The sequence below is a fragment of the Bacillus sp. EB106-04-02-XG92 genome, from assembly GCF_058791995.1.
Genome location: NZ_JBYTEA010000001.1, coordinates 532,925 through 553,645 on the forward strand (window position 1 = coordinate 532,925; position 20,721 = coordinate 553,645).

Consider the following 20,721-nt stretch of genomic DNA (forward strand, 5'->3'; position numbering starts at 1 on the left):
AAAGAGTTAATATTCTAAAAACTCATATTTAGGAATGGGTAGACAGAGGAGGATATTGTATGGGCCTTGTTATTATTTTTGCACTAGTCACTCTGTTAGCTGTATTTGCTACGCTTAGAACACTTCGTGAAAAGAATTTTTTCGCAGGCGGCTTTGCAATTGCAACTGTACTCGTTTTCGGATGGTTTACAATTATGACTGTTCTATATAACGGGTACCCACCAGCAGCTTAATTCATTTACATGTTATTCTTCATCAAGATCTCACACAAAAAGAGGAAGGGGATTCCCCTTCCTCTTTTCATAGTTCACAACTTATATCATCTTCGCTTCGTATTTGTGCTTTTTTACAAGCCAAGCTCCTCCGATAACACCTGCATCGTTACCAAGTGTTGCAATCGCTAACTTCGTGCTCTTTACAGCACGTGAGAAAGCATATTGCTCGAAATAACGTTGAATTGGTTCTAATAGTGCATCTCCAGCTTTAGAAACGCCTCCACCAATAACAATTTTCTCTGGGTTCAACGTGCTAGAAAGGTTCGCTACAGCTAAACCTAAATAAGAAGCTACTTTTTCTACTACTTCGCCTGCTAGTTCATCGCCTTGTCCATGTGCTTCAAATACGTCTTTTGATGTAATACGTCCTTCTTCTGCTAACATAGAACGTAGAACACTTTCTTTATCAGTCTCTTGTATTTTTTGCATAGCAACACGCACAATACCCGTAGCAGATGCTACAGTTTCTAGGCAACCAGACTTCCCGCAATTACATGGGAAAGCATTCTCTGTAACGACTGTAATGTGTCCAATCTCACCAGCAGCACCGCTTACGCCGTGTACAATCTCACCATTGGCAATTACACCGCCGCCAACGCCAGTACCAAGAGTCATACAAATTAAATCTTTCGCTCCTTCACCAGCACCTTTCCACATTTCACCAAGTGCTGCTAAGTTTGCATCATTATCAATAACAACAGGTAATCCTGTTTCTACTTCTAATAAATCTTTTAACGGATAGTTTTTCCATCCTAAGTTAACCGCTTCATAAATCATTCCAGACGCCACGTGTACAGGACCAGGAGCTCCCATACCAATACCGATTAACTTACTTTTTAATTCGCCTAACTCTTCTAACTTTTTATCAATAGCTTTCGCTACATCAAGTGTAATATGTTTTCCTTGCTCATTTGTATTCGTAGGGATTTCCCACTTATGTAAAATTTCACCGTACACATTAATAAATGCTAATTTAATCGTTGTACCACCAAGGTCAACACCAACTAACCATTTCTCTTCCATGTTGCTTACCTACCTTTATCTAATTCTTATTTAGCTCTTTTTGAATTTCTTGCTTCAATAAAAATAAAGCTGTTTGATAGTCTTGTGGATCGATTAGCTGTGATTGATTTAATTCACGCAATTCATCTTGCATTAATTGTAAATCTGCAATTCGATCACCCGTATAAATAATCGTACCAAATTTCTTTAGCAATTGCTGAATATCATAAATAGATACCATTTCATCACCCTCTATGCTCACTTACTATAAAAATTATAATAAGAAAACGTTCACATATTTTATTATAATCAAGAAGAAAAAGTCCCGTCAATTTTTATTTGTCTATACAAGCCCATTTTTAACCATCGTTCCTTTTTCTGTAATAATTTTTTCTACATTTTTATCAAACGGCTCTACTGGAATATGATCTACCATTTGAAAACTATAAGCTAATGATAGCGTTTTCCCTTTATAATGCACGAGATAACGATCATAATAGCCACCACCATATCCAATCCGTTCTCCTCGCGCTGTATAAGCTACGCCCGGCACGATTTGAAGATCAATTTCATCTGCATTCACTTCTTCCGTAAGTGCTGGAATTGGTTCACGTAAATTCATATACACCGTTTCTAATTGATCAAAATTACTAATTTGCCTAAAGGACATTGTTCGTGTTCCTTTATTACACTTCGGGACAACAACTTTCTTGCCCTCTTCCCAAGCTTTTTCGATAATAGGATATGTATTCACTTCATTTTCCATTGAGAGAGTGATTCCGATTGTTTTAGCTTCAGTCCACTCTTTTTGCGCATACAACGAACATGCAATTTGCTCTGATAAAGTTGTATACCGTTCTTCTGATAAAGAATTCATGTGCTCTATTATTCGTTTACGTAAACGTACCTTCTCTTCTCTCACACATTTTCCCCCTCACAGTGATACTTTTCTCTACGATGATAGTGTATCACTTTTAACAGAGGAATCGAATAAAAAAAGAAACAGTAGGAAAATATTCCTACTGCTTACTTTGTTTCACGGTGTAACGTAGACTTCTTGTCACGCTTGCAATACTTTTTAAGCTCGATACGCTCAGCGTTGTTACGTTTGTTTTTCTTTGAGATATAGTTACGATCTCCGCATTCTGTACATGCTAGAGTAATATTCACACGCATTCTTATTTCCCTCCAGTACTAATAACTTAAATCAGACTATACTATAATACCACTTTTAAAATAAAAATTCTACACCTTTTGATATTGTCTAATTTTTTCTATAAGATTTTTCATGTTTTCCCTTGCTATTACTGGGTTTCTAGCATGTGAATACACTAAAAATTTCGGTTGTTTTGTGTCAGAAACGATATAAGACCACTCTTTTTCCGTATATTTGAACTGTACTCCTTCAAATATACCGTCTTCCTTTCTTTCCATATCAGCCAATAATTTCCTCATCACTTTCCCTTTTTCATTCCATGAACATACAACTTCATCACAAAGTAGATAGAGCGGAGGCGATTGCTCTACTATGCTGAGAAACGTTTTTCCCTGCAATGCTATTAGCTCAAATAATTTTCCTATTCGATATAAAATATCTCGTTTCCATCTCGCTTGAAACGACTTTTTTTCATCCTGCGTATAAAATAGAAGGTAACACTCTCCTAATTTCAAAGACATTGGGTAAATATTTCCTGTTGATTCAAGTAATAAATCTGGAATATCTACCTCTTCAAAATCTGTCCCTTGGTAAATATTACTATGATTATCATATAACTCGAAATAATTTCCTTGCTCTGAAAACATAAGCGCCATATTTGCTTTACTTGATTTCATCAAAGCTTTCACATGATCCTTTTGTTCGCCCGCGTAAATCCACGTAACTGTACATCCTAGCCTTTGTAAAAAGAGCATAAGTAAATGTTGTAACATATCATTTCTCTTATTAATAAGAAGATGAAACTTCTGTTTTTGTATTTTCTCAATATCAATGCGTTCTAATACAGCCTCTATATAATCATGTAAAGAAACGTGGACTAGCTTATTCCGCCCCATTTCCTTCTCACATACGTAATAAAACGACTCAGACATATATACTTGTTCTATCGCTTTTTGCTGCTTATACGTTAATTGTACCCCATCCTTGCCATACAACTTTATAACAACCTCTTTTTCATTTTCTACTTGAATGAAAACCCCGCCTGCACATTGTAAATCCTGAATACTATACTGAAAAAGAGACTCGTTCATTTCTTTGCATTCCATCGTATGAACTCCGATACCATGAATCGCATGAAGAAAGAGATTTTTATAAGAGGTCGTTTCTATATGTTCTTGACTCCCGATTAATATACTTTCTCCTTTGGCAAAAAGAGATCCGTACGCCATCGCAACCTTTACAATAAATTGAGGAGTGATTTCAACATTACCTCTTCCTACAATGCGGCTTTTTTGCAACCATCCTGCACTCTTTTCACTTTCTTGAACACCAGCCGACCCTACTACCGAATAGCTGTCAATCGCCTTATATGGCCATAGTTTTCCCTTTTGCTTAATTACCGTACTCTTCCCTATATGACAATGATCCGCTACAATGCTTTTTTGAAACAATGTAACGTCATCTTCCACCATTGTATGCTCTCCTATTGTCGTTTCTAATAACTCGCAATACTGTCCTATGTGAGCATTTGCAAAAACAATACTTTTTTGAAGATGAGAATAGCTTGAAACAATACTATTTTTCCCGATAATAGAGTACGGTTCAATTACAGCTCCAGCACCAATCTTTGCTCCTTCTCCAATAAAAGAGGGACCGTGAATTTTCGTTCCTTTTCCAATCGTCACCCCTTCTCCCATCCATACCATCGGCAATACTTCCGTGTAAGGAATAGGTACTTGTAATTTTTTCGTTAACAAATCAAATTGTGCTTGTCGATATTGATCAAATGTACCGATATCTAACCAATAGCCTTCTGACAAATATGCAAATAACGCGTTCTTATTTGCCAATAATGGAAACACATCTTGACTGAAATCAAAAAATTCTCGGGGCGGTATGTAAGAAAAAATTTCTGGCTCCATAATATATATACCTGTATTCACAATATTAGAAACTACCTCATTCCAACTCGGTTTTTCTATATATCGTGTAACCTCTTGTTCTTTGTTCATTACAACTAAACCGAATGAGAGTGGATTTTCTACTTCCTTTACAAACATAGTTACCATTCTTTTCTTTTGTTCATGAAACGCAATGCCTTCTGATAATTGAAAATCAGTTAACGCATCCCCGCTTATGACAACAAACGTTTCATCCAAAAATTTTTCCGCTTGTTTAATACTTCCTGCAGTACCAAGCGGTGGAGAGTCTTCAAAGTAGTACAAATTGACGCCCCATTTGCTACCGTCACCAAAGTATTGTTTAATGGCCGTACTCATATACTGAACAGTAATGGCAATCTCACGAATACCATGCTGACGTAATAATTCAATATTGTATTCCAAAACTGGCTTCTCTAATAATGGCAACATCGGCTTTGGAGTATTACATGTTAATGGTCTAAGACGTCGTCCTTTTCCTCCAGCTAAAATAACCCCCTTCATATACTTCAGCCTCCACTTATATAATGTTCAGTAACTTCATATACGATATGTATATTATCTATCCCACATTAAGTAGCAGTATAAAATGAAACTTTAAATAGTAGAGATTTTTTCATCTCCCGTTGATGGCTGACAAGCAGTATAGCTCCCAATATACACGTACCTTTTAAACACAAGAGAAAGCGCTTACTATTAACTTAGTAAAATATTACCTACTAAACGAACAACATATATGTCCTATTTTTTCCATTATATTATGATACATCTTATCATCATAAACTAAAGTAAACAATGAGCTTTTTTTGTCATGTTTTGACTAAAAAAAGCAGGTGATGTTTCACCTGCTTTTTTTCTTTATTCATTTAATAAGTAATGCTTTCCTTTTACTAAATAAAAAACATTTTCAGCAATATTTGTAATATGGTCTGCTACACGCTCAATATATCTCGCTACAAATGATAATTGCGTGATTTGCGTAATTGCTTCTGGTTGTTCTGGGACTGATGATATAAATTCACGAATCGCTTTCCCATATATTTCATCAACTGAATCATCCATTTCGGCAATTTGTTTCGCAAAAGTTAAATTTTCTTGCTCATATGCATCTAATGCTAACTGTAACATCTTATTTGCAATTGCAAACATTTCATCAAGATTGTGTAAACTAACAACCACTTCTTTTTCCCCAAGACGAATTGTTGATTTCGCAATATTAACGGCATGATCTGCAATACGCTCTAAATCTGTCGCTGTTTTAATTGAAATAAAAATCCTTCTTAAATCACTTGCTACAGGTTGCTGCTTCGTAATAAGCATAAGTGCAAGATCATTTATTTCTTCTTCTAAATTATCCATACGATAATCACCATCTATTACCTCTAACGCTTTCTCTACATCCCTTTTATGAAGACCTTCCATAGCAAGCAATAAAGCTTCCCTCGCTAGTTCACCAAGATCAATTACCTTTTGCTGTAACGTTTTTAAATCACATTGAAATTGTTCTCTTACCATTGTGTCTTCCCCCTCAATATTGTGTGCCATTATATATAAATCTCCTATGTAAGGCCTCTTATCTCTGTAATCAACCTTACATAGGAGAAATATTCCTTCTCAATAAAGTGAAACTTTAATCAGTGAGGATTTTGTTCATCACCCACTGATTATCAGCCCTCACCAATCGGGCTTTTACGGGCAGCCCGTCCCCCGCCTAACTTCTTTGCTTTCGCTGAATTTTGAGGTGGGGGGCTTACTGCCCGGCGAATAGCGGGATAAAACAAGAAATACCCTCTGTTAAGAGGGTATTTGCTCTTAGCCTTGCTAGCGACATCAACCGAATCGGCCTGTAATATAATCTTCTGTACGCTTATCTGAAGGTGTCGTAAATAATTTATTTGTATCTGTATACTCCACAACTTCTCCACTTAAGAAGAAAGCAGTTTTGTCTGAAATACGTGCTGCCTGTTGCATGTTATGCGTTACGATAACGATGCTAAAGTCTTTCTTTAATTCTTGAATTAATTCTTCTACTTTTAATGTTGAAATTGGATCTAGTGCCGATGTTGGCTCATCCATTAAAATAACGTCTGGTTCAATCGCTAAACAACGTGCGATACATAGACGCTGTTGCTGTCCACCAGATAAACCGTATGCATTATCGTGCAAACGATCTTTTAACTCATCCCAAATTGCTGCTCCACGTAAACTTTTTTCAACAATTTCATCCAATGTTTTCTTGTCGCTAATACCATGAATTTTCGGGCCGTATGCTACATTTTCATAAATAGATTTTGGAAATGGATTTGGCTTTTGGAACACCATTCCTACATGTGTTCGCAATTCTTCAACTGGGTATGATTTATCAAATATATTGCGCTCTCTATATTCAATTACGCCTGTAGTTCGCACGATTGGTACTAACTCTACCATACGATTTAATGTTTTTAAGTACGTAGATTTACCACAACCACTTGGTCCGATAATTGCTGTAACTTCATTCTCATGAATGCTTAAATTAATATCTTTTAAAGCATGGTCTTCTCCGTACCATAAATTTAAGTTTTTCGTATCAAATACTACTTTCTTTGGCGCAGTCTCGATTTTCTCCTCGTTTTTCACCTGTACATTTACTACTGTTGCTACCATTTGAATTCCCCTTTCATCCATTTCCAACTTATTTTCGATTTCGTAACCATAGGACAAATATATTGATAAAGAGCAACAAACCTAACAAAACAATCATTCCAGCAGCTGCTACATACTGAAATTCTTCTTGTGGTCTACTCATCCAATTAAAAATTTGAATTGGTAAAACTGTAAATCTATCAAACATACTAAATGGAACATAATTTGCAAATGCAAGTGCCCCAATAACTAATAGCGGTGCCGCTTCTCCAATCGCTCTTGATATCGCTAACGTACAACCCGTTATAATTCCTGGGAAAGCATATGGCAATACAACTTGATACATCGTTTGCCACTTCGTAGCACCTAATCCGTAAGAAGCTTCTAATAATGAACTTGGTACAGATCGTATCGCTTCTTGACTTGCTACTACAACTGTAGGTAAGACGAGTAAACTCATCGTCAGTGCCGCCGCAATAATACTCTCACCTAGATGAAAAGCATATACAAAAATAGTTAAGCCGAGTAATCCAAATACGACGGAAGGTACTCCTGCTAACGTTTGATTATTAATTTCTATTACCTTTTTAAATATAGATTCCTTCGCATATTGCTCTAAATAAAGAGCAGTCCCGACTCCAAATATAAAGGAGACTGGTATAACAATGCTCATAAATAATATCGTTCCTGACAATGCTGCAGCAATCCCAGCTTCTTTCGGATTACGCGAAGCAAAGTTTGTAAAGAAATCTAACGAAAGATAACTTATACCTTTTTCAAAAATTTGAAAAAGCAAAATAAGCAGTATTACTATTGAAAACAAAATAGCTATATAAAATAACATTTTGTAAACTCGATCTTTAAAAAAACGTGATGCCATATTTTCTTGTATTTTTTTATGATTCAACATTCGCATATTATGTCACCTTCCTAAAGCGGCGCATAATAAACTGCGAAATGATGTTCATGATAAAAGTAAACAAGAATAAAGTTGCGCCTACAGCGTACATGCTGTAATACGTAATTGTTCCATGCGGAGCATCACCTAAACTCACTTGCACAATATAAGCTGTTAGCGTTTGAATAGAGTGTGTCGGATTAAGCGATACGTTCGGCGTAGATCCCGCTGCAATTACAACGATCATCGTTTCACCAATTGCCCTGGAAGCAGCTAATATGATCGCTGCCATAATCCCTGTAAAAGCTGCAGGAAACACGACTTGTTTTACCATCTCAAACCGAGTTGCTCCAAGTGCTAACGAAGCTTCTTTCGTTCCTTTCGCTACAGCTCTCATCGCGTCTTCAGATAGAGACGCAATTGTAGGTATCATCATAAAGCCAATAACAATACCTGGACTGATCGCATTAAAAAACTGTAAATCTGGTATAATCCGTTGTAAAAGCGGTGTGACAACTGTTAATGCAAAAAAACCATATACAATTGTCGGAATACCTGCTAATAGTTCTAACATCGGCTTTAATACTTTCCTTGCACCGTTTGAAGCATATTCGCTTAAAAATACGGCACACGCTAAACCGATAGGAATTGCTACGAACATAGCGATTGCTGTTACAAGTACCGTTCCACATATAAGTGGTAATATACCGAATTTAGGATCTTCAAAAAAAGGTAACCATTCTTTCTCTGTCAAAAAGGAGAGTAATGGTATTTTTTGAAAAAACATCAATGTTTCATTTGCCAATGTAAAAATAATTCCAAGTGTCGTTACAATAGACACGCTAGCAATTATTTTTAGTAATAATGGAACAATTTGATTGATTCGCTGCGTTTTTTTTCTTTGTTTTGTATTTCTTTCAATCAAATGTTGTACAGAAAATGTAATTTGACTTTTGTCATTATGAGCCAAAGATGAAAACCCCTTTCCACCCTGACATTACCTTTTTATTTCTGTTAACATCCGCAGCTGTTCATTGTATTTTTCTTTTGGTAATTTTACATATCCTACTTCTTCAGCAAGATTACCAACATGCTGAATCATAAACTCAACATAATTTGCTACATTCATTTTATTTCGGATAGATGCATCATTCACATAAGCAAATAGCGACCTAGATAATGGCTTATACTTACCTGATTGAATGGTATCTTTCGTCGGAAGTACACCATTCACTTTTATTGCTCTCACCTTATTTCGATTGGCCATATAATAAGCATATCCTACAAAAGCAATGGCATTTTTATCATTCATTACCCCTTGCATAATAACTTGATCATCTTCAGACAAAGAGACTTTTTTTACAATGCGAATATTTTGTAAGATGACGTTTTGAAAATAATCATACGTACCAGAGTCTACACCTGGCGCATAAAACTTCACCTGTTCACGTGGCCATGATGAATGAATTTGTGACCATCGCTTTTCGCTTCCATCTTCACTCCATAATAGACGTAACTCGTCTACCGTCATATTGTCTACCCAAGTATTTTGGCGATTTACAACGATCGTAAGACCATCGTAAGCGACTTCAAACGGTGTAAACTGAATGGAGTTTTTCTTCATTTCATTTTCTTCCACTTGTTTCATTGCTCTCGAAGCATTATTTATATCTACTTCTCCTTTACTGAAACGATTAAATCCTCCTCCTGTTCCAGAAACACTGATGGAAATTTTCACGTTCGGATGCACCTTTGTATATTCCTCCGCTACCGCTTCTATAATAGGAAAAACCGTTGAGGATCCATCAACTCTCACTTCTCCCATTTCATTCACAGCAAATGCAGTAGACGTGCCAACATAAAGGAAACATGTCGACAGTATGAAAACTTTAATCGATGCACTTATCCATTTCACGTGTTCTTCCTCCTAGAAGTAACCGGAAATAACAGGATTACAGATATAAGAATACTGCTAAACTATTAATTCGGTTTTAATTGTTTGTAAAAGTTTTGTAAAGTTCCACAAGAATCAACATAAAGTAAACTTGAATCCATATCCACCGTTCCTCTTCACAGATAATTTGCCCCGTAAAATCGGTATCCTCTAGGTGCTTGTGTAAGTATCATTTGTGAGATTTCTTATTTTTTTCGATATAATATGCTTGTCCACCTTATTAAAACGTATGCATGAATCATAAAAAAAGCACACTATCTTTTCAGATAGTGTGCTTTTTTTACAACTTTTTTATTCATCATCTTGCTCTTTATTTTTCTTATCTATTTCCTCTTGTGTAGCTTCGCCATTTTCTACTTTTTTCAAATCAAAGTACGCATCCATAATGTCACGGCTAATATATCCGTTAATACCTGATTTATCATCTACCCAAGGTACAACAACAGAAAATGCTACTTCAGGGTCTTCAAGTGGCGCATAACCTACTAATGTTAAGTTATATGTCTCTTTACGCTCACCCTTTGCATTTCTACCAATCTCTTTATCTCCGCCATACACAGTTTGAGCTGTACCTGTTTTACCAGCAGCTTTATATTGTGCGCCTGTAAAGTATTTCGCAGCTGTACCACCAGACTCATTAAATACTTGTCTAAATCCTTCCTGAACACGTTTAATTTGTGATTCAGGCATATCAACACGATTTAGTACTTTCGGCTCCATTGAATGAACAACTTTTCCTACTTCATCTGGTTTCGTTGACGGTTGACGAATTTCTTTTACAACTTGCGGCTGCATACGGTAACCACCATTTGCAATTGTTGAAACATATTGTGCTAATTGAAGTGGTGTATACGTATCATACTGTCCAATTGATAAATCTAATAAGAAACCTGGCATTTTATCTGTTTTACCTCTTTGTCCAGCCGTTTCATTCGGTAAATCAATTCCAGTTTTTACACCAAGTCCAAATTGACCGAAATAGTAACGCATCGTATCGTATGATTTTTGTTGTATATCTAACGTACCGCCTCGTACATAAGGAACACCAGCGATATTCATCGCTGTTTTAAACATATATACGTTAGAAGACATTTTTAACGCTGTAAGATCATTAATATAGCCCATTGTCTTCCAAGAAGATTTTTTTAGCGGTCCTTTTAATACAATTGGTTCATCGAGTTGAACGGAACCTGGCTGAATCGCGCCTGTTTGATATCCTGTAAGGATTGTCGCACCTTTTACAGTCGATCCCATCGGATAAGAACTTGTCATCGTTCCTAATGCGAAATCTTGTACTTTCGTTTCGCCATTTTCTTCCACTAACTGTTTCCCTGCCATAGATAAAACTTCACCATTTTTTGGATTCATCATTACAACGAATGCACGATCTAGAAGCGGTTGCCCACCTTTATATCTCAATAAACTTTTCGTGATAATTTCTTCTACACGCTTTTGTAATTCCATATCAATTGTTAAATTCAGATCATTACCACTTTTCCCTTTTGATACATTAATCGTTTCTAAAATATTACCGTTTTTATCTGTAATATTTTTCACTTCTGCTTTCGTACCGTGCAAACTATCTTCATATTGCTGTTCAAGATAACTTTTTCCTACTCGTTCATTTCGATTATAATCACGAACAAGATAGTAATCTAGTCTTTCTCTCGGTAAACCTTCATCAGACGTTGACACCCCGCCAAGTACACTTCGGAATAAATCACCATCATATGCATATTTTCGTTCCCAATCGACACTTGTATCTACACCTGGTAATGTTGCTAGGTTTTCACTAATAATCGCATATTCTTTTTCTGTGGCATCCTTCTTAATGACTTGTGGCGTCATCGCATATCCGCCGTCCATTTTACTTTTAATCGCTAGTACTTCTAAATCTTTTGCGGATAATTGATTCACTTCTTCTTCTGTCACGCGATTTCGTTGACGCTCGTCTAATTCTTTATCGTCAATTTTTTTATCTTTAAACGCTTGACGATCTTTATCCGTAATTTTTTCTTGCGCTTCCTCTTTATGAATAGCAAGCCAATAATCTTTTTTATCGCGATCTGTTAATTTATCTGTCGGTACTTCAATCAAATCTGCTAGCTTTTTCGCTGTTTCTAAGCGAGCCTCTGCAGTTGATCCTTTCATTTTTGTAAATGTAATCGTACGTACAGCTGCATTATCTACTACAGCTCGCCCATAACGGTCAAATATTTTCCCACGTGGTACAGGATTACTGATCGTCGAGTTCTCTTTCCTCTCCACTTCATTCTTATATTCCTCACCGCGAACAATTTGTACATAACCAAGCCTTACAATAACCGCGGAGAACATTAAAAACACGCAGAAAAACAGCACGTTTAACCGAAAAGGAACGTGAGTCTTTTTCTTTTGTTGTTTCTGCTTCTTGCCCATACAAACCCCCTCTACCAACAGCTATGTAATGTGAAAGGGACACCTTCATACAGGTGTCCTCACTGCTGTCTTACATCTTTTTCTATTCTAGCATAAAACAACCGAGAAGTTAACCTTCTGGTTCTGTTTGATTCTGCGTGGTTCCTTGCGTTACAATACTTGTTTTACTCGCAGTTCCCTCATTATATTTGACATTTTTAACTGCAAAATAAATAAGAAAATGTCCTGCACCTAAAATACATAATAAGTAAGGTAAACTTTTTTCAGGCGAGAAGAATAGTACAGCACATAAAAAACTTAAAATCGAGCAAATTCTTCCTGCATTTAACCACAATTCCCGGACAACTACATACTCAACTCGCCACTCTCTCGCATTTTTCGCTCTACCAATTACATCATATGTCATGGATCCGTACGGAACGAGTAAAATGGGGTATGCAATCGCGATACACGCTGCATAAATAAGTAATTTTGTGTATGTAACGTTGAATATAACTAAAAATACGACAGCATATAAAATAATGCCTCCAAGCAAAATTGCTTTTTTCCGCCATTCCTTCTTTAACATACGAGTGACTAAGTAGTAACATACAAATGATACTGCCGAATTTACTAAGCTATATTTCCCTAATGCAAGCTCGCTATCAGTTGCTAAATACACGTACACTGAAATAACAAAAATAAACGTTCCCTCTCTTAACCCTTGAAAAAAATGTGCACGTGTAATTCTTCCCCAATTTTTATCAATTTGCCGCTCTTTCAATACTTGTACAATTTCATACCGACCTTCACATTCTCTCTTAGATACAAAAAAGCTTAAAATGACAGCAATTGCAAATAACAGTAACGAAAGAAAGAATATGACCGTATAGCCACTCCATTTTTCCATACGTGAAATTGTGTATCCAGCTGCTATCGGTCCAATCATGCCAGAGAAGGATGTAAGAAGTCCTAGAAACCCGTTAAAGAAATCTCTTGTTTCTGGTTCTGTAATCTCAAATGTTAATAAGTTAAACGCGAGCCAGTAAAAACCATATCCGACTCCTAAAAGAGCCCCCATTAATAAAATATAGTGAGAAGCGCTTTTTCCCGTTACTAAAACAACGATAAAAAAAACTGCTAACGTGCCTACGCCTATTCGCAACAAGATTGAGCGATCAATACGCTTCGCTAATTTCCCACCTATAAGAAATGTGAGAGGCTGTAATATAACGCTGGCCAAATTATATAAGCCAAGATTCACATAATTTTGCGTTTGTTTCCATAAATAAATGTTAACAAACGTATTCGATAAAGAAATTGCGAGCGTGTATAAACCTCCAATAAGGAGCAATAACACTAAATCCCGATTCACTTCAACGTCACCAATTACATGTTTCCACTTCATACACAACTCTCCTTTACTTCATGTTCTAGTCTTCCAAAGACAAGCACAATTATGTAAAAGGAGAGCATAGAAAAAAGCTAGGAGCATTCTCCTAGCTTTTTTCTATCGTTATTGCAATTATTTTGCTTCTTGGTAACGTTTTTCAGCAGCGTTCCAATCTACAACATTCCAGAATGCACCGATGTAATCTGGACGACGGTTTTGGTAATTTAAGTAGTAAGCATGCTCCCAAACATCTAAACCGATAACTGGAGTTTTACCTTCAGTTAGAGGAGAATCTTGGTTTGGCGTGCTTGTTACTTCTAACTCACCATTATTTACTACTAACCAAGCCCAACCAGAACCGAAACGAGTTGCGCCAGCTTTTGCGAATTCTTCTTTGAATGCATCGAAGCTACCGAATTTCGCTTCAATTGCAGTTGCAAGTTCGCCTACTGGTTGTCCGCCACCGTTTGGAGATAAGATTGTCCAGAAGAATGTATGGTTAGCATGTCCGCCACCATTGTTACGTACAGCTGTACGGATTGCTTCTGGTACTTCGTTTAAGTTTGCAACTAATTCTTCTACGCTTTTGTCAGCTAATTCTGCATGACCTTCTAAAGCAGCGTTTAAGTTTGTAATGTACGTGTTATGATGTTTTGTATGATGGATGTTCATTGTTTCTTTGTCAAAGTGAGGCTCTAAAGCATCATACGCATAAGGTAAATTTGGTAATTCGTGTTTTGCCATTGTTATATTCCTCCCAGTTTATGTATTGCCACTTAAGTGACATACAACTTCATTCTACCCTAATTGCCATAGGGTGCAAACAAATAAATCACATTGTCTTGCTATCATTAAAGTAGCAAAATTCCCACTTCTTTTCAATTAAAATGCTCATATATTCCGTAAAAAAAGCTCCCTTCTACAAGGAAGCTTCCTGCTGACATAATAAACATGTGAAATGGATATGGACCCTGTAGGACTCGAACCTACGACCGGACGGTTATGAGCCGTCTGCTCTAACCAGCTGAGCTAAGGGTCCACAATTATGTATGTAACAATATATCAAATATAGAATTCCTATCGGATATATTCTTCAAGAAATGTAAGATAAATTTACCATATAGAAAAGAAAAGTGTCAATTGTATTTTTCTCTTTTAAAAGAAGAAAAATAATAAAAAGAAATTTAGTTATCTCTACTATATGTAAATATAATATATCTTGAGCTTCCCTAGATTCCTACGTTACAATGATTTTATACATACATAAAGGAAGTGAGTCTATGTCCATATTTACCCAATTAGCCAAAAGCGTATATTCGCCTAAAGATATGGCGTTATTCCGTTTTCAAAAAATCGGAAAAACCATTTTGTATATTATGCTACTTTGTCTAATCACTACTATTCCAAGAACGTTCTTTTACGGTAGCTTTATACAAGATAGTGTTACCATGGTAAATCAAGCAATTGAAAAAGATTTACCTGATTTTAAAATCGAAAATGGTGAACTAAAAGCTGATATTGAACAACCTATTCAAAAAGAAGAGGGAGATGCTCTTTTCGTATTTGATCCAAATACAACAGATATAGAACAATACCAAAATAAAACTGGTTTATTTATTTTAAAAGATAAAGTAGTTTCTATAGGAAATGGTCAAACACAAACATACTCCTACAATGATTTATTAGGGACATCTCTTGAGAAGAAAGATTTGCAAGATTTCATTTCTGTATTCGATAGTATTTATCCAATTTTATTAGCTGTTATCGGCGTGTTAGTGTACCTATTCCAACTGTTTATTACTTTCTTAGGAATTACTTTACTTGCGTTTATAGGTTCCGCTATGAGTGGTCAACGTAAATTATCTTATAAGCAAGTATGGACTTTAACTGCTTACAGCTACACAATCCCAACCATCTTCTTTATGATTATGGATTCATTCAAAATTGTTGTACCTGGTTCAACATTCATTTATATCGCAGTTGTTTTAATTGTTCTATACTTAACGATTAAAGAAGTTCCAAAACCGAAAGAAAAATAATAACGAAAAAAATGCCTAAATAGGCATTTTTTTTTTGGACAAGCATATATTCCTAGCAAAGGAGTGAAGAATATGAAAAGATTAGGTGTATTCTTATTCGTGCTTGTTCTTGGTTATATATTTTATTACGATATAAAAATCGGCACTTTACCGATGTTAAGTTCATATAAAAAAACAACTGCAGCCCAAACGATAAAACAAGAAAGTACAGATACAAAACAAAAGAAAGAGAACAAAGCAGAAAAAGAAACAGATGTCTCCTATAAAACAATTGAAGTCAAAACAGGTGAGACAGTTCTTTCTATTACCGAACAAATTAACAAGAAAAAAATCCCTTCTATTGAAAAGGTAATTGATGACTTTAAACAGCTGAACAAAAGTACATCTGCTACAAAAATCCAAATTGGAAAGTCTTATAAATTCCCGTTATATCAATAAGCAATCACTTAATCCTTGTCAATTACATAAAGGCGCTGATACAATAGTAAAAGTGAAACCGAGCACTTCGGTTTCTATAGCCCTGTGTCACGTGTACTATCCTTGATATAAGGGACTAAATAAGAAACTTCTTTTATAAGGAGAGCGATCTATTCGTGAATGAAATGACTCATCGTACAAAAACACGTCCAGTTAAAGTCGGTAATTTAACAATTGGCGGTAATAATGAATTAATTATACAAAGTATGACAACAACAAAAACACATGATGTTGAAGCAACAGTTGCTGAAATTAAACGTTTAGAAGAAGCTGGCTGTCAAGTCGTGCGTGTTGCTGTTCCAGACGAACGCGCAGCAAATGCTATTGCTGATATTAAAAAACAAATCAACATTCCACTTGTTGCTGATATTCATTTTGATTATCGCCTTGCTTTAAAAGCAATTGAAGGTGGCATTGATAAAGTACGTATCAATCCAGGTAACATTGGTCGTCGCCATAAAGTAGAAGCTGTAGTAAATGCAGCAAAAGAACGCGGTATTCCAATCCGTATCGGTGTAAACGCAGGTTCGTTAGAGCGTCACATTTTAGAAAAGTACGGATACCCAACTGCAGATGGTATGGTCGAGAGTGCCCTACATCACATTAAAATTTTAGAGGACTTAGATTTCCACGATATTATCGTATCTATGAAAGCCTCTGATGTTAACTTAGCAATTGAAGCATACGAGAAAGCTGCACGTGCTTTTGATTACCCATTACATTTAGGTATTACAGAATCTGGAACATTATTTGCTGGAACTGTAAAAAGTGCCGCTGGTCTTGGAGCAATCTTAAATAAAGGCATCGGAAATACATTACGTATTTCATTAAGTGCTGATCCAGTTGAAGAAGTAAAAGTTGCGCGTGAACTATTAAAGTCATTCGGCCTTGCATCTAATGCAGCAACACTTATTTCTTGTCCAACTTGTGGTCGTATTGAAATTGATTTAATTAGCATCGCTAACGAAGTGGAAGAATATATCTCTACACTACAAGTACCAATTAAGGTTGCAGTACTTGGCTGCGCTGTAAACGGTCCTGGTGAAGCTCGTGAAGCTGATATCGGTATTGCTGGTGCACGTGGAGAAGGACTATTATTCCGTAAAGGGCAAGTCGTTCGTAAAGTACCAGAAGAAATAATGGTAGAAGAACTGAAAAAAGAAATCGACGTAATTGCTGCTGAAATGGCTGCTGAACGAGAAAAAGAAACACAAGAACAATAAAAAGAAGGTTGCCACAGTATTTGTGGCAACCTTCTTTTTTACGTAAAAAAGCTCGTCAGTTATGTAACTGACGAGCTTTTACTTTGCACATTTTGGACAACGGCCATATATTTCAAACTTATGACCCGTTACTTCATAACCGTTAAAATCTTTATTCATAAAATCCATCGGGCAGGAAGTAATCTCTTTCGTCCCTCCGCAATCTAAACAAATAAAATGATGATGATGTTCCATAATAGAACATGTAAAACGAAAATGTTTTTCACCGTTTAATTCTGTTTGTTCTAAAACACCGATTTCAGCAAACACCGTTAAGTTACGATAAATCGTATCAAAGCTAAGACCTGGATAATCATCCTTCATATGCTCTAAAACGTCTTTCGCCGTTAAATAACGATTGTGAGCTGCAAATAACCTGAGCATTTCTTCCCTTTTCCCAGTATGTTTGTATCCTTTATCTTTCATTAGGCGTAAAGCTTCTGTTAGATTCATATCTATCCCTACTTTATGCAGTTTTTTTCTTCTTCCATAAAATCGCACCAATTAAAATAAGAACTGCTATCATAACAATTGTACCACCTGGTGCTAGATCAAGTTGATACGAAGCAAACATTCCACCAATTACTGCAATTTCCCCAAATAAAATGGAGAAGAAAATTGTTTGTTTAAATCCATTCGCAATACGAATACTTGCTGCAACTGGTAACGTCATTAATGATGATACGAGAAGAACCCCTACTACACGCATTGATACTGCAATGACAAGAGCAACCAATATAATGAAAATAAAGTGAATCCACTTTGCACTCAAACCAGTTGATACAGCATATTCCTCATCAAACGATAGTAAAAATAACTCTTTGTATAATAAAGTAATCGTTACAATAACGGCAATTGCTACAATACCAATAATGATTAAATCTGTACTTGTTACAGCACTTACACTACCGAATAAATAACTAAATAAATCTGTGTTAAATCCATTTGCAAGTGAAATAAAAATAACGCCAATCCCCATTCCTGCTGAAAGAATAATTGGAATTGCTAATTCTTGATAATGTTTATATACAGTACGTAGTTTTTCAATTAGTAACGCCCCGCCAATAGAAAAAAACATTCCCATATATAACGGATTTAAAAATCCCCCTGTGAAAATTGTTTTTTCTAGTAGTAAACTTGCAGCAATACCCGATAATGTCACGTGACTTAATGCATCTGCAATAAGCGACATACGACGAATGACAACAAATACACCGATAAGCGGTGCAACAAGTCCTATTAAAATCCCTGCATATAAAGAGTTACGTAAAAAGTCATATTGTAAAAAATCTTGTATCATTATACCCTCCCGTGATGCTCATGCTCGTGTTCTAAACGATGAACATGATGTCCATATAAGACGGACATTTCTGCATCTTCTAACTCTCGGAACTTCTCTACATTTCCATGGAAATGTAGATGTTGGTTTAGGCATGCAACATGTGTTACTTTCTCAGTAACAGCTCCCATATCATGCGTAACGAGAATTAATGTGATTCCTAACCTTTTGTTTAAATCCTCTAATATCTCATAAAAACTTTCTACATTCTTCACATCGATTCCAACAGTAGGCTCGTCCAAAATAAGTAATTCAGGATCACTAACGAGCGCACGAGCAATAAATACACGCTGTTGTTGTCCACCAGAAAGTTCTCCGATATTGCGCCCTTGAAACTCATTCATTCCTACATCAGCAATTGCTTTTTCTACTTTTTCCTTATCGCTTTTCGTGAAAAAGCGAAACAGCCCTTTTTTCGAAACGAGTCCCATTGACACAACTTCAAACACAGTTGCCGGAAAACCAGAATTAAAGCTATTTGCCTTTTGCGACACATAACCAACTTTGTTCCATTCTTTAAACTTCTTACTATCAACACCAAACAAACGAATACTTCCCTGTTTTGGCTTTAAAACACCTAATAAACATTTTAGTAACGTTGATTTCCCAGAACCATTTGGTCCAACTAAACCTAAAAAAGCTCCCTTCGGAACTTGCAAGTTAATATCTTCTAACACATTTCGATCTTCATATCGAAATGACAATCCTTCTATTTCTAATATATTATTCATAGCATCTCACCTATTTTAATTCAGAATGATTCCGATTTATATCTATTTGAATTATAGTATAGCTTATTATAGTTGTAAACCAATCTGCCTAAAATATATCTACTTTTTCAAGAAACCTTATTATTATAACAAAAAGCAGAGAAAAATTCTCTGCTTTCGAAAAATATTCCTATAAAGTGCAACCTTAATGAAATGAGTCCATCCGATGGGCGAAGGCTGTTACCGAATACATTTTTAGTGAATAGCCGATTTAAACTTACCACCATTTGTCTCTTGTGTACTCATAATTGTAACAAACGCATTCGCATCAATTTCATACACAATTGATTTCAGCTTTGTCACTTCTAGACGCGTTACAACTGCATAAATCACTTCTTTTTCTTTATCCGTGTAACCGCCTTTCGCTACAAGCTTTGTCGTTCCACGACCAAGACGATGCAAAATCGCATTTGATACTTCCTCATATTGATCTGATACAATTAAAACTGCTTTCGTTTCATCTAAACCTTGAATAACTGTATCAATTGTTTTGAATGCGATATAGTACGTCATAACAGAATACATAGCTTGTTCCACACCAAATACAAATGCTGCCCATGCAAAAATAAATAAGTTCACAAACATTACAAATTCGCCAACGGAGAAAGGTAATTTCTTCGTTAATAAAATACCCATAATTTCTGTTCCGTCCATTGATCCACCGTGACGAATAACAAGCCCTACACCAAGGCCTAAAATAAGACCACCAAACACTGTTGCTAAAATCGGTTCTGTTGTAAATGGCGGAACAGCATGTAACGTTGATTCAATAAACGCTAAAGCTACAATACCGAATGCCGAAGATAACATGAACGTTTTTCCGATTTGCTTATAACCCGAATACATAAATGGGATATTGAGAATAACGACTAAAGTAGAGAAACTTAACCACCAAATATTAGGAGTAAGATAATCTAATATAAGAGAAATACCAATAATTCCACCATCAATAATTTTATTTGGCATTAAGAATAGTTCAATCGCTACCGCTGCGCATGCTGCCCCAAAAATAATCATAACTAAACGATAAATAAGATGGATAACACTTTCTTTTCGATGTTGCTTCTGCTCCATAAGTCCTCCTTATACTCTTTTTCTATATTTTTGTTCTTATATTATAACATACGCTTCTTTTTCTCATGAAAAAAGAAACTCTATACGAATATGTACAAGCTACGTACTCATATATTTCGA

The 20,721-nt window shown here is 35.9% G+C and carries 21 protein-coding genes and 1 tRNA gene; 4 read left to right on the forward strand and 18 right to left on the reverse strand.

Annotated elements, in window-relative coordinates; all coding sequences use genetic code 11:
* Positions 1–59 precede the first annotated feature (59 nt).
* Positions 60–233, forward strand: coding sequence for a DUF2759 domain-containing protein (locus AC3WVA_RS02825; RefSeq protein ID WP_000524846.1), 174 nt, complete (start codon positions 60–62; stop codon positions 231–233).
* Positions 234–314: 81 nt separating this feature from the next.
* On the opposite strand, the gene glcK is transcribed toward AC3WVA_RS02825, so the two are convergent.
* The 14 genes from glcK to AC3WVA_RS02895 all read right to left on the reverse strand — a co-directional run bounded on the left by glcK (position 315) and on the right by AC3WVA_RS02895 (position 14,679).
* Positions 315–1,298 (reverse strand): glucokinase, encoded by a 984-nt coding sequence (glcK, locus tag AC3WVA_RS02830; RefSeq protein WP_048531179.1) that lies wholly within the window; start codon positions 1,296–1,298, stop codon positions 315–317.
* Between the two features lie 19 nt (positions 1,299–1,317).
* Positions 1,318–1,518, reverse strand: coding sequence for a YqgQ family protein (locus AC3WVA_RS02835; protein ID WP_000253699.1), 201 nt, complete (start codon positions 1,516–1,518; stop codon positions 1,318–1,320).
* 102 nt (positions 1,519–1,620) lie between these two features.
* Entirely contained in the window at positions 1,621–2,199 is a 579-nt protein-coding gene (locus AC3WVA_RS02840) for a 5-formyltetrahydrofolate cyclo-ligase (protein WP_098344864.1), read from the reverse strand.
* A 104-nt stretch (positions 2,200–2,303) separates the two neighbouring features.
* Positions 2,304–2,453, reverse strand: a complete 150-nt coding sequence (gene rpmG, locus AC3WVA_RS02845; protein WP_001265616.1) for a 50S ribosomal protein L33 — start codon at positions 2,451–2,453, stop codon at positions 2,304–2,306.
* Between the two features lie 69 nt (positions 2,454–2,522).
* Positions 2,523–4,877, reverse strand: coding sequence for a sugar phosphate nucleotidyltransferase (locus tag AC3WVA_RS02850; RefSeq protein ID WP_087956957.1), 2,355 nt, complete (start codon positions 4,875–4,877; stop codon positions 2,523–2,525).
* 354 nt (positions 4,878–5,231) lie between these two features.
* Entirely contained in the window at positions 5,232–5,888 is a 657-nt protein-coding gene (gene phoU, locus AC3WVA_RS02855; protein ID WP_195755949.1) for a phosphate signaling complex protein PhoU, read from the reverse strand.
* 315 nt (positions 5,889–6,203) lie between these two features.
* On the reverse strand, positions 6,204–7,019 hold the full coding sequence (pstB, locus tag AC3WVA_RS02860; RefSeq protein ID WP_000226683.1) for a phosphate ABC transporter ATP-binding protein: 816 nt from the start codon (positions 7,017–7,019) through the stop codon (positions 6,204–6,206).
* 28 nt (positions 7,020–7,047) lie between these two features.
* Positions 7,048–7,914 (reverse strand): phosphate ABC transporter permease PstA, encoded by an 867-nt coding sequence (pstA, locus tag AC3WVA_RS02865; RefSeq protein ID WP_195755948.1) that lies wholly within the window; start codon positions 7,912–7,914, stop codon positions 7,048–7,050.
* Between the two features lies 1 nt (position 7,915).
* Complete coding sequence (gene pstC, locus AC3WVA_RS02870; protein ID WP_195755947.1) at positions 7,916–8,866, reverse strand: phosphate ABC transporter permease subunit PstC; 951 nt, start codon at positions 8,864–8,866, stop codon at positions 7,916–7,918.
* A gap of 27 nt (positions 8,867–8,893) precedes the next feature.
* Positions 8,894–9,811 (reverse strand): phosphate ABC transporter substrate-binding protein PhoX, encoded by a 918-nt coding sequence (gene phoX, locus AC3WVA_RS02875; protein ID WP_195755946.1) that lies wholly within the window; start codon positions 9,809–9,811, stop codon positions 8,894–8,896.
* 330 nt (positions 9,812–10,141) lie between these two features.
* Complete coding sequence (locus AC3WVA_RS02880; protein ID WP_195755945.1) at positions 10,142–12,268, reverse strand: peptidoglycan D,D-transpeptidase FtsI family protein; 2,127 nt, start codon at positions 12,266–12,268, stop codon at positions 10,142–10,144.
* Between the two features lie 109 nt (positions 12,269–12,377).
* The gene (locus AC3WVA_RS02885; protein ID WP_492321776.1) at positions 12,378–13,655 is read right to left on the reverse strand and encodes an MFS transporter; all 1,278 of its coding nucleotides are present in this window, start codon (positions 13,653–13,655) and stop codon (positions 12,378–12,380) included.
* A gap of 117 nt (positions 13,656–13,772) precedes the next feature.
* On the reverse strand, positions 13,773–14,384 hold the full coding sequence (sodA, locus tag AC3WVA_RS02890) for a superoxide dismutase [Mn] (protein ID WP_001052031.1): 612 nt from the start codon (positions 14,382–14,384) through the stop codon (positions 13,773–13,775).
* 221 nt (positions 14,385–14,605) lie between these two features.
* Positions 14,606–14,679 (reverse strand) — tRNA-Ile (locus AC3WVA_RS02895).
* Positions 14,680–14,920: 241 nt separating this feature from the next.
* Here AC3WVA_RS02895 and AC3WVA_RS02900 point away from each other — a divergent pair.
* The 3 genes from AC3WVA_RS02900 to ispG all read left to right on the forward strand — a co-directional run bounded on the left by AC3WVA_RS02900 (position 14,921) and on the right by ispG (position 17,379).
* The gene (locus AC3WVA_RS02900; protein WP_048531197.1) at positions 14,921–15,679 is read left to right on the forward strand and encodes a DUF1189 domain-containing protein; all 759 of its coding nucleotides are present in this window, start codon (positions 14,921–14,923) and stop codon (positions 15,677–15,679) included.
* Positions 15,680–15,751: 72 nt separating this feature from the next.
* Positions 15,752–16,117: a hypothetical protein gene (locus tag AC3WVA_RS02905; protein WP_098344858.1), complete on the forward strand. Its 366-nt coding sequence runs from the start codon at positions 15,752–15,754 to the stop codon at positions 16,115–16,117.
* Between the two features lie 164 nt (positions 16,118–16,281).
* The gene (gene ispG / locus AC3WVA_RS02910) at positions 16,282–17,379 is read left to right on the forward strand and encodes a flavodoxin-dependent (E)-4-hydroxy-3-methylbut-2-enyl-diphosphate synthase (protein ID WP_013246550.1); all 1,098 of its coding nucleotides are present in this window, start codon (positions 16,282–16,284) and stop codon (positions 17,377–17,379) included.
* A gap of 78 nt (positions 17,380–17,457) precedes the next feature.
* Here ispG and AC3WVA_RS02915 read toward each other — a convergent pair whose 3' ends face one another.
* From AC3WVA_RS02915 to AC3WVA_RS02930, 4 genes are all read right to left on the reverse strand, one after another.
* Positions 17,458–17,871, reverse strand: coding sequence for a Fur family transcriptional regulator (locus AC3WVA_RS02915; protein WP_001054512.1), 414 nt, complete (start codon positions 17,869–17,871; stop codon positions 17,458–17,460).
* A gap of 13 nt (positions 17,872–17,884) precedes the next feature.
* Complete coding sequence (locus tag AC3WVA_RS02920) at positions 17,885–18,718, reverse strand: metal ABC transporter permease (RefSeq protein WP_048531201.1); 834 nt, start codon at positions 18,716–18,718, stop codon at positions 17,885–17,887.
* Positions 18,718–19,488, reverse strand: a complete 771-nt coding sequence (locus AC3WVA_RS02925; protein ID WP_195755943.1) for a metal ABC transporter ATP-binding protein — start codon at positions 19,486–19,488, stop codon at positions 18,718–18,720. The genes AC3WVA_RS02920 and AC3WVA_RS02925 overlap by 1 nt, the downstream gene beginning before the upstream one ends.
* 234 nt (positions 19,489–19,722) lie before the next feature.
* Positions 19,723–20,601 (reverse strand): YitT family protein, encoded by an 879-nt coding sequence (locus tag AC3WVA_RS02930; protein ID WP_000435958.1) that lies wholly within the window; start codon positions 20,599–20,601, stop codon positions 19,723–19,725.
* Between the last annotated feature and the right edge of the window lie 120 nt (positions 20,602–20,721).

Coding starts and splice junctions, on each gene's coding strand:
- AC3WVA_RS02825 (WP_000524846.1), top strand. CDS start 60: ATGGGCCTTGTTATTATTTTTGCACTAGTCACTCTGTTAGCTGTATTT.
- glcK (WP_048531179.1), bottom strand. CDS start 1,298: ATGGAAGAGAAATGGTTAGTTGGTGTTGACCTTGGTGGTACAACGATT.
- AC3WVA_RS02835 (WP_000253699.1), bottom strand. CDS start 1,518: ATGGTATCTATTTATGATATTCAGCAATTGCTAAAGAAATTTGGTACG.
- rpmG (WP_001265616.1), bottom strand. CDS start 2,453: ATGCGTGTGAATATTACTCTAGCATGTACAGAATGCGGAGATCGTAAC.
- AC3WVA_RS02850 (WP_087956957.1), bottom strand. CDS start 4,877: ATGAAGGGGGTTATTTTAGCTGGAGGAAAAGGACGACGTCTTAGACCA.
- phoU (WP_195755949.1), bottom strand. CDS start 5,888: ATGGTAAGAGAACAATTTCAATGTGATTTAAAAACGTTACAGCAAAAG.
- pstB (WP_000226683.1), bottom strand. CDS start 7,019: ATGGTAGCAACAGTAGTAAATGTACAGGTGAAAAACGAGGAGAAAATC.
- pstA (WP_195755948.1), bottom strand. CDS start 7,914: ATGCGAATGTTGAATCATAAAAAAATACAAGAAAATATGGCATCACGT.
- AC3WVA_RS02880 (WP_195755945.1), bottom strand. CDS start 12,268: ATGGGCAAGAAGCAGAAACAACAAAAGAAAAAGACTCACGTTCCTTTT.
- AC3WVA_RS02885 (WP_492321776.1), bottom strand. CDS start 13,655: ATGAAGTGGAAACATGTAATTGGTGACGTTGAAGTGAATCGGGATTTA.
- sodA (WP_001052031.1), bottom strand. CDS start 14,384: ATGGCAAAACACGAATTACCAAATTTACCTTATGCGTATGATGCTTTA.
- AC3WVA_RS02900 (WP_048531197.1), top strand. CDS start 14,921: ATGTCCATATTTACCCAATTAGCCAAAAGCGTATATTCGCCTAAAGAT.
- AC3WVA_RS02905 (WP_098344858.1), top strand. CDS start 15,752: ATGAAAAGATTAGGTGTATTCTTATTCGTGCTTGTTCTTGGTTATATA.
- ispG (WP_013246550.1), top strand. CDS start 16,282: ATGACTCATCGTACAAAAACACGTCCAGTTAAAGTCGGTAATTTAACA.
- AC3WVA_RS02915 (WP_001054512.1), bottom strand. CDS start 17,871: ATGAATCTAACAGAAGCTTTACGCCTAATGAAAGATAAAGGATACAAA.
- AC3WVA_RS02920 (WP_048531201.1), bottom strand. CDS start 18,718: ATGATACAAGATTTTTTACAATATGACTTTTTACGTAACTCTTTATAT.
- AC3WVA_RS02925 (WP_195755943.1), bottom strand. CDS start 19,488: ATGAATAATATATTAGAAATAGAAGGATTGTCATTTCGATATGAAGAT.
- AC3WVA_RS02930 (WP_000435958.1), bottom strand. CDS start 20,601: ATGGAGCAGAAGCAACATCGAAAAGAAAGTGTTATCCATCTTATTTAT.